Genomic DNA, 6,489 nt, shown 5'->3' on the forward strand with positions numbered 1-6,489 from the left:
TAGTGCAGCCAATTGGCACATTGACATATGGGCACATTGAATAATTATTTGTATTTCTTTAACGCCTCTACTAGCTTTCCGTTTTCAGCACGTGTACCTACCGTCACACGAAGGCAATTGCAACACAGTGATATATTATGGCGATTGCGAACAATAATACCCTCTCCTACCAGATAATTGTAAATCTTCACAGCATCCGTCACACGGGCCAGAAAGAAATTTGCATCCGAAGGGAACACTTCCAGCACACAAGGCAATTCCGCAAAAGCATTTTCCAACTCTTTTCGTTCTTCCTTCAAAGCCTTCACCCAACGATCTATCTCATAATGTTTATGTAACATTTGTATAGCTTGTTGTTGTGTCAGTTGATTGACGTTGTACGGATACTTGATTTTATTAAGAATAGAAATAATTTCCTCTGAAGCAAAAGCCATACCCAGGCGAATAGCAGCACATCCCCATGCCTTAGAGAACGTTTGAAGTATTACCAAATTGGGATATTCTTTCAAACTGGCAAGAAAAGAGGGGGCCTCCGAAAAATCACTATATGCCTCATCCAATATTACAAGTCCTTCAAAGTTGTTCAACACCTTCTCTATCTCCGAACGCAGCAGGTCATTGCCAGTCGGATTATTGGGCGAACAAAGAAAAATCAGCTTTGTCCGGTCATCTGTGGCTGCCAACAACTTATCGGCCGAAAACTGAAAATGTTCGTCCAACAATACCTTACGATATTCTACATCATTCACCTCGGCACATACCTGATACATGCCGTAGGTAGGATCAATAGCTACTGCATTGTCTTTGCCCGGCTCACAAAAAGCACGAAATACAAGATCAATAGCCTCATCACTACCATTTCCCAGAAAGATATTCTCCGGGGCTGCTTTTTTAAGCTTTCCCAGATCTTTTTTCAATTCGTACTGCAATGGATCCGGATAACGATTATGGGGCAAGTTATATGGATTCTCATTAGCATCCAGAAACACAGAGGCAGCGGCCCCTTTATATTCATCCCTTGCTGAAGAATATGGCTTCAGCTTCCAGATATTCGGACGGGTTAATTCTTGCAATGTTTTCATGCGGATATTTATTTTACGATTTACAATTGATATCTCTCAGGCGGACAGATACAGCATTCTTATGAGCATCCAGTTGTTCATTGGCTGCCATTATTTCAATAGCCGGCCCAATAGCCTTCATACCTTCCGGACGGATTTCCTGAAACGTAATCTTACGGATAAAACTATCCAGGCTTACACCACTGTATGCTTTTGCATAACCGTTGGTCGGTAGCGTATGGTTGGTTCCTGAGGCATAATCTCCGGCACTCTCTGGCGAAAATGATCCCAAAAACACAGAACCGGCATTGATTACACGTTCTGCTATCTCCCTATAATTTTCCGTCTCTATAATCAGATGTTCAGGAGCATATTCGTTAGTCAATTCTAATGCTTCATCCATATCTTTCACCAGAATAAGTTTACTGTTGGCAAGAGATTTTTCCGCAATTTCACGACGTGGCAGTTCCGCTAACTGTCGTTCCACTTCTTTCATCACATCCCCCTGTAACTTTTCAGAAGTCGTGATCAGTACTGCCTGGCTATCTACTCCATGCTCTGCCTGTGAAAGCAGATCGGCAGCCACAAATACCGGATTAGCAGAATCATCTGCCAAGACCTCTACTTCCGAAGGACCTGCCGGCATATCAATGGCAACATCACGCAAGCTAACCAACTGTTTGGCTGCTGTGACATACTGATTACCCGGACCAAAGATTTTATAGACTTTAGGTACGCTTTCCGTGCCATAAGCCATAGCTGCAATAGCTTGTACTCCGCCGGCTTTGAATATTTTACTTACTCCCGCCATTTGCGCTGCAAAAAGAATAGCCGGATGGATTTTTCCATTCTTATCAGGTGGAGTACAAAGCACAATCTCTTTACAGCCGGCAATCTTGGCCGGAACTGCCAGCATCAATACAGTAGAGAATAACGGTGCTGTACCTCCCGGAATATATAGACCTACTTTCTCTATGCCTACCGCCTTCTGCCAGCAAATCACCCCTTCCATTGTCTCTACTTTATGCCCCACAAAACGTTGTGAAGCATGAAAGGTCTCAATATTCTTTTTAGCTAAAGAGATAGCTGCCTTCAACTCTTCACTGACCAAAGCAACGCCTTCTTCCAACTCCGCCTCCGTCACAGCAAGTGATGTCAGAATTGCTTTATCAAAAGTAGCTTCATACTCTATCACGGCTGCATCTCCTTCAGCACGAACACGATTGATAATGCCGCGCACCGTATCAAAAAGGCTCTCCGTGTTGAGTGCAGGACGTTTCAATATGTCGGTCCACTGCTCTCTTGAAGGATATTTTATTTGTTTCATATTTATTAGTTTATTAATGTTATGTTGTCTTGGATGTACTTTTCTTTTGCCTTGATACAAAAGAAAAGATACCAAAAGAAAAAATCAAGGCTGCATTTCCTCCGCTACTGCACTACGGTGAAAAGCTAAAGGGGCTCGAACTCGCTTCGCTCAGACAATCGCCCCTTCTTACGCTTTTCACCTCCGTTCCGTTTGACGCTGCGGAAATGAGGCCGGGGAACCCATTCGGATAATAGCATACAATACTTGTTGTGACTAAGGAAGTATGCTATATTACATTAATCATATTGCAATATGCTTACTTTTTAATATCATATATCTCTTCCCCTTCCTAAACCTCAGTATCCGTTGATGAACGGCCTCCGGCCTCATTTTTTCTCCGTCAAGCGAACGCCCGCAGTGAAGCGTCAAAAAGGGGCGATTGTCTGAGCGAAGCGAGTTCGAGCCCCTTTAGCGGAACGAAGGAAGTGAGTAGGAGAAAAAATGCAGCCTTGATCCTTTCTTTTGGTATCTTTTCTTTCGCATCAAGGCGAAAGAAAAGTACACCACCCCATCATAGTATCATCTTCTCTATCGGCAACACCAATATTCCCTCAGCTCCCAATGCTTTCAGTTTTCCGATAATCTCCCAGAAACGTTTTTCATCAAGCACCGTATGCACGGAGCACCAACCCTCCTGAGCCAATGGCATCACCGTCGGACTCTTCATTCCAGGTAGTACAGCTACAATCTCCTCCAACTTATCCTTCGGAGCGTTCATCAGCACATATTTCTTATCCTCTGCTGTTTTCACAGCATTCATACGAAACAGTAGCTCATTCAAAATCTCCTTCTTCTCATCACACATGTTCTTGTTACCAATCAACAGTGCTTCTGATTTCATCACTACTTCCACTTCTTTCAAGCGATTGCTCACCAGTGTAGAGCCTGAGCTAACAATATCAAAAATAGCATCTGCTAACCCAATGCCCGGAGCTACCTCCACCGAACCGGTAATGACATGTACTTCTGCACTTACCCCTTTCTCCTTCATATACTTCTCCAGAATCACCGGATAAGAAGTGGCAATCTTCTTGCCATTAAACCACTCCACACCCGGATAATCTATATCCTTTGGCATAGCCAGTGACAAACGGCATTTACTGAAACCGAGGCGTTTAATAATTTCTGCTTCCTCTCCCTTTTCAGCAAACTCATTCTCTCCTACGATACCCAAATCTGCCACCCCCGTAGCTACCGACTGAGGAATATCGTCATCCCGGAGGAACAACACCTCTACTGGGAAATTGGATGACTGCACCAACAATGTACGTTTTGTTGCGCTCAATTTAATGTCTGATTCTTCTAAAAGAGCCATTGTCTCTTCAAACAAACGCCCCTTAGCTTGTACTGCAATTCTTAATAAACCCATAATTTTATTTGTTATTTTACGATTTACGATTGAAACAAAAAAAGGCTCACCTCATCGGCAAGCCTCGTTTTTATATTATATATACACAATATCATACACGCCCACCGAGTTATTCGTTAGGAAAATGATGATGATGATGTGTAGTATATTTCATATTTTTGTTCTTTACAGCGACAAAAGTAAAGCATTCCATTCAAACCTCCAAACAATTATCACAAAAAGTTCGATTTTAATTTCAAATTAAAGGAAGGATCTCTTCAGGTTCTACTTCACACGCCAGAAAATGCATTTCATCTCTCGACTTCTCCTGTGAGAAAGTGAAATATGTACAAAGTGCTTCCGTACACAGTTCGCCTGCCTCATTATAGAGTTTTGCATCTACCAATACAATATTGCGCTTTACTTCACGAATAGACGCCCGCAGTACCACATGTGAATCTTTTGTACTGATTGACTTGCGATAACGTGTCTCCATCTTCGAAGTTACTCCCGTCGTTTGTAACTTCCGAAGAATGACCCAGGCACATATTTCATCCAGTAATACGGATTGAATTCCTCCATGCAGCGTATCAATCCAGCCCTGGTATTCCGGACGAGGCTTCCAAATACTCACTACTTCATCACCATCTTCATAAAACTCCATTTTGACACCTGCTTCATTATTTGGAGCACAGCCAAAACAATTATACCCTTCCAGCCCCTTCCATGGGTTGATAATCTTCTTCATATTATTTATCCTTATTATTTATAGTATACATACTCACGTTCTTCATAAAGTACTGGAACATCATTAAAAAATTTCACCCGCTTTTTCCAGTTACCATGCTCATCATTATAAAACTTATAGACATATTCTACATCTGCCTGTCCTTGGACAGGTTCAGTTCCTGAAATCACTTCGCCGCGGACACTATATTTATAAGTATAGTGTTGAACATTCTGAGGTAATCCTCTCCATTCCTCTGCAATACGTCCACGGCTGTTCCACTCATACTTCAACGGCTCATATTCTTCCCCCGCTTCCTGATGAAAAAGGACATCTTTGGCAATCAGCTGACCGGCAGAATCATATTTATAACGAAACTCACTAAACTTAGTCCCCTCTTTGCTGAACCACATTTCACTAATACAATTTCCTTCTATATCATAACGGAATACACCCTTACGCAATACCTCACCATTGATATCCTGCAATGATTTGCTCTTCAAATGTCCCTTCGAATCATATGCCCACCGAACTGTATTCAATAATTTCCCTGTTGCTGATTTTCTTATTTCTTCAAGAATATTGCCTTCTTCATCATAATTGTACTCTGTAATTTCACCTGCCACACCTATGTCTGAGTAAGATTGGTCTAATATTTTTCTACCCTCATTATTAAATTCACAACGGAAAAAGTACCCTGTTTTTTACCTTTATCAATACTACCAGGTCCTTTGGGTATAGCCACATAGGAAGTCTGAGATACTGATTTCACCTGACCATTCAGCAACATCTTCTCCCAATCCGTATCTTGTCCGGCATAGTCAATCGTACGCACAATAATAAATTCCGGATTTACTCCGTCATATTCCGTACGTTTTACCCAGTTACCATATGCATCATAATCAAAATCTACCTTTTTATTCTTCGGAACTTTGGGTTGCATCGAACTTCCTTCAGAGAAACGTTTCAAAGCAATCGTATCTCTTTTATCAAATGGACGGCTTTTCTTACCCACCTTTGGAAAAGCGGAATCATCTTCCATTACTTCTTTTATTCGTCCATCTTCATCATAAACAATTTCCGTCACACAACGGTTTTTCGTTTTCTTTCCATCATTCATTCTTGTTGATATACCTTCGGAGATCCGCTTCACTATTTTATCATTTTCATTACGCAAAATAACAGTCTCACCAACTACATTCCGATCGGCATCCAATGTTACTTTCCGGTTTAAGCGGCCCTCCCCATCATAATCATACTGATAAACTCTCGTTACCCCACCCTGCTTTACGGAAGCTGTTATCTCCTCTTTTATCTTCCCATCATTATCATATATATAAAGAAGTTTATTTTTAGCACTTCCATCCGGATTCAACAGGTTTTCTACCACTTTCCGTCCCTGATTATCATACCTCACAAAGTGAATCTGAGCAACAATGGGACCAGCAGTCCATGCCGTATCTTTAAGAACAGCTTTATATGTGGAAGTACGGGTAGACTTAATGAGTGGAACTTCCTGCTGCGTTTGTGCCAAAGCCGGCAATACAACCATTCCTGAAAAGAGAAAGAATACCCCCCTCCGATATAAGGATACTTGATTTTTCATGTGGTATTATTTTGACTAGATCCTCATCGCACCAACGATGAAGCGTTACAAATATAAATGATAATCCCGAAAAAATACTATTATAGGGATTAAAAGTGTTTCCCCCAATAGAAGAGTACACCCAAACAAGATTCATTAATGATTCAAATAATAATGCGAATCAGTAGTTGAAATCAGTTAAGAATCAGTTTTGTTCATATCTATATCGTTTTACGCTAAATGTTGTCTACCATTACTATCTATCTCTTTCTTCGGTATCGATAAAGCTCTATCTCGTAGAGTAACGTATGAAGCCTCGGTGCAGGGCCGACGCATTAAATAAATTACTATTGCATATGTACTTTTCTTATTGTTATTTAATTGAATATTAATTGTTTA

The 6,489-nt window shown here is 41.1% G+C and carries 6 protein-coding genes; all 6 read right to left on the minus strand.

All coding sequences use genetic code 11. The features are described 5' to 3' along the window. Nucleotides 1-44: 44 nt before the first annotated feature. The 6 genes from hisC to ACESQI_RS20975 all read right to left on the minus strand — a co-directional run bounded on the left by hisC (nucleotide 45) and on the right by ACESQI_RS20975 (nucleotide 6,111). On the minus strand, nucleotides 45-1,082 hold the full coding sequence (gene hisC / locus ACESQI_RS20950) for a histidinol-phosphate transaminase (RefSeq protein WP_007484896.1): 1,038 nt from the start codon (nucleotides 1,080-1,082) through the stop codon (nucleotides 45-47). A gap of 13 nt (nucleotides 1,083-1,095) precedes the next feature. Beyond that, a complete protein-coding gene (gene hisD / locus ACESQI_RS20955; RefSeq protein ID WP_002561773.1) occupies nucleotides 1,096-2,388 on the minus strand; it encodes a histidinol dehydrogenase in 1,293 nt (430 codons plus the stop codon). Nucleotides 2,389-2,941: 553 nt separating this feature from the next. Beyond that, nucleotides 2,942-3,799: an ATP phosphoribosyltransferase gene (gene hisG / locus ACESQI_RS20960; RefSeq protein WP_002561774.1), complete on the minus strand. Its 858-nt coding sequence runs from the start codon at nucleotides 3,797-3,799 to the stop codon at nucleotides 2,942-2,944. A 235-nt stretch (nucleotides 3,800-4,034) separates the two neighbouring features. Next, nucleotides 4,035-4,526: a PaaI family thioesterase gene (locus ACESQI_RS20965; protein WP_002561775.1), complete on the minus strand. Its 492-nt coding sequence runs from the start codon at nucleotides 4,524-4,526 to the stop codon at nucleotides 4,035-4,037. A gap of 14 nt (nucleotides 4,527-4,540) precedes the next feature. Next, nucleotides 4,541-5,131, minus strand: a complete 591-nt coding sequence (locus ACESQI_RS20970) for a hypothetical protein (protein ID WP_373127028.1) — start codon at nucleotides 5,129-5,131, stop codon at nucleotides 4,541-4,543. A 23-nt stretch (nucleotides 5,132-5,154) separates the two neighbouring features. Beyond that, a complete protein-coding gene (locus ACESQI_RS20975) occupies nucleotides 5,155-6,111 on the minus strand; it encodes a hypothetical protein (RefSeq protein ID WP_373127030.1) in 957 nt (318 codons plus the stop codon). Nucleotides 6,112-6,489 lie beyond the last annotated feature (378 nt).

The organism is Bacteroides sp. HPS0048, assembly GCF_964240755.1.
Taxonomy (GTDB): domain Bacteria; phylum Bacteroidota; class Bacteroidia; order Bacteroidales; family Bacteroidaceae; genus Bacteroides; species Bacteroides nordii.